This is a genomic window from Leisingera sp. F5, from assembly GCF_001593695.1.
Window position 1 is genome coordinate 1 of the sequence record NZ_LUKH01000472.1, and the last position, 2,340, is coordinate 2,340.

At 58.8% G+C, this 2,340-nt stretch carries 2 protein-coding genes; one reads left to right on the forward strand and one right to left on the reverse strand.

Annotation, left to right across the window (positions count from 1 at the left end):
- The first annotated feature begins 99 nt into the window (after positions 1 to 99).
- A complete protein-coding gene (locus A2I95_RS32045) occupies positions 100 to 690 on the forward strand; it encodes a DUF899 family protein (protein WP_291736330.1) in 591 nt (196 codons plus the stop codon).
- Between the two features lie 130 nt (positions 691 to 820).
- Here the strand turns inward: A2I95_RS32045 and ahcY are convergent, their stop codons facing one another.
- Positions 821 to 2,209, reverse strand: coding sequence for an adenosylhomocysteinase (ahcY, locus tag A2I95_RS32050; RefSeq protein WP_027256948.1), 1,389 nt, complete (start codon positions 2,207 to 2,209; stop codon positions 821 to 823).
- Between the last annotated feature and the right edge of the window lie 131 nt (positions 2,210 to 2,340).

Sequence of the window (2,340 nt, forward strand, 5' to 3'; positions counted from 1 at the left end):
CCGGGTCTCACTGCGGAAATTGTGAAGCCTCTTGACAGATCGTAATATTATTTAACATTATTGTTAATATAAGGTATCTCCAGTCAGGAAAGGCACGCAATGCCTGTAAACTTCCCTAACGAGAGCGCCGCCTACCGCACAGCCCGCAATGAACTGTTGCAAGCTGAGCTCGCTTTGCGCGCACAAACCGAAAAAGTTGCCGCCCTGCGCCGGGCTTTGCCTGCCGGCGGGCGGGTTGCGGAGACTTATGAATTCCGCAGCACCAGCGGCGCTTCGGCATCCCTGCTGGACCTGTTCGGCCAGCACAGTGCCCTAGCGGTTTATTCTCTGATGTACGGGCCGGATAGCAAGGCCGCCTGCCCGATGTGTGCAGCGATTCTTGATGGCCGGCGCGGGCAAGTGTCCCATGTGCACGCGCGCATGGGGTTTGCGGTTGTCGCGCAATTGTCGCCGGAACGGCTTGCAGCACTGCAGATCGCAAAGGACTGGCAGGATCTGCCGCTCTATTCTGCTGCGGGTAGCAGCTATCAGCAAGACTACTTGGGTGAAAGCAGCGAGGGCGCGCAGCTGCCGATGCTGCATGTCTTTACCCGATCAGTGGACGGAATCCGGCATTTCTGGGGATCGGAGATGCTCTTTGAGCCAAGTCCCTGGCAGCCGCGCCATGTAGATGCACTATGGCCGATGTGAAATCTGTTCGACCTCACCCCTGAGGGGCGCGGCGACCATATGCCCAGCCAGCGCTGATCCGAGGCCCGGCAATAGAGAAGCGCCGCCGGATTGCTCCAGCGGCGCTGATTTTATTGAAAAGAGGAACCGCTTAGTAGCGATAATGCTCAGGCTTGAACGGGCCTTCCGGCGCCACACCGATATAGGCGGCCTGTTCGGCGCTCAGCTCGGTCAGCTTGACCCCGATGCGGCCCAGGTGCAGGCGGGCGACTTTTTCGTCCAGATGCTTAGGCAGGATGTAAACGTCATTGCCGTAGTGGTCTCCGCGGGTCCACAGCTCGATCTGGGCCAGCACCTGGTTGGTGAAGGAGGCCGACATCACAAACGACGGGTGGCCGGTGGCATTGCCAAGGTTCAGCAGGCGGCCTTCGGACAGCAGAATCATGCGGTTGCCCGAGGGCATCTCGATCATGTCCACTTGTTCCTTGATGTTGGTCCACTTGTGGTTCTTCAGCGCCGCAACCTGGATCTCATTGTCGAAGTGGCCGATGTTGCCGACAATTGCCATGTCCTTCATCTCGCGCATATGCTCGATGCGGATCACGTCCTTGTTGCCGGTGGTGGTGATGAAGATATCGGCGGAGGAAACTTCCTCCTCCAGCAGCACCACTTCAAAACCGTCCATCGCGGCCTGCAACGCGCAAATCGGGTCCGCTTCGGTGACCTTCACGCGGGCGCCTGCGCCACGCAGCGAAGCTGCAGAACCTTTGCCAACGTCACCGTAACCACAGACCACGGCAACCTTGCCGGCCATCATGGTGTCAGTGGCGCGGCGGATGCCGTCGACCAGCGATTCTTTGCAGCCGTATTTGTTATCGAACTTCGACTTGGTGACAGAGTCATTGACATTGATCGCCGGGAACGGCAGCTGGCCGTTCTTCTGCAACTCATACAGCCGGTGAACGCCGGTGGTGGTTTCCTCGGAAACGCCCAGGATCGCGTCACGGGTCTTGGTGAACCAGCCCGGGGACGCTTCCATGCGCTTCTGGATCTGCACCTTGATGACAGCTTCTTCTTCGGACTGCGGCACCGGGATAATGTCCTCGCCCGCTTCGGCACGCGCGCCCAGCAGCACATAAAGGGTGGCATCGCCGCCGTCGTCGAGGATCAGGTTCGGACCCTCAGAGAACATGAAGGATTTATCCAGGTAATCCCAATGCTCTTCCAGCGATTGGCCCTTGATCGCAAAGACCGGGATGCCAGCTTCGGCAATCGCTGCGGCAGCGTGGTCCTGGGTCGAGAAAATGTTGCACGACGCCCAGCGCACATCGGCGCCCAACGCCACCAGCGTTTCGATCAGCACAGCTGTCTGGATAGTCATATGCAGCGAGCCGACAATCCGCGCGCCTTTCAGCGGTTTGCTTTCGCCGTATTCCGCACGCAGGGACATCAGGCCCGGCATTTCGGTTTCGGCGATGTCCAGCTCTTTGCGGCCGAACCCGGCCAGCGCGATGTCCTTGACGATGTAATCCCCGGCCATTGTCTGCTCCATTCAGGTTACGAGTAAAGTTGCAGCAGGGCCTAACACTGCAAATGTTGATATTCAACGAAGATACCCGCAGCCGGGGCCTAAGGCTCTGGCTTTTTATGGTGGAGCAGGCTGTTGGGGGG

Excerpts from the sequence above, each read along its gene's own strand:
- A2I95_RS32045 (WP_291736330.1), top strand. The coding sequence starts at position 100 with ATGCCTGTAAACTTCCCTAACGAGAGCGCCGCCTACCGCACAGCCCGC.
- ahcY (WP_027256948.1), bottom strand. The coding sequence starts at position 2,209 with ATGGCCGGGGATTACATCGTCAAGGACATCGCGCTGGCCGGGTTCGGC.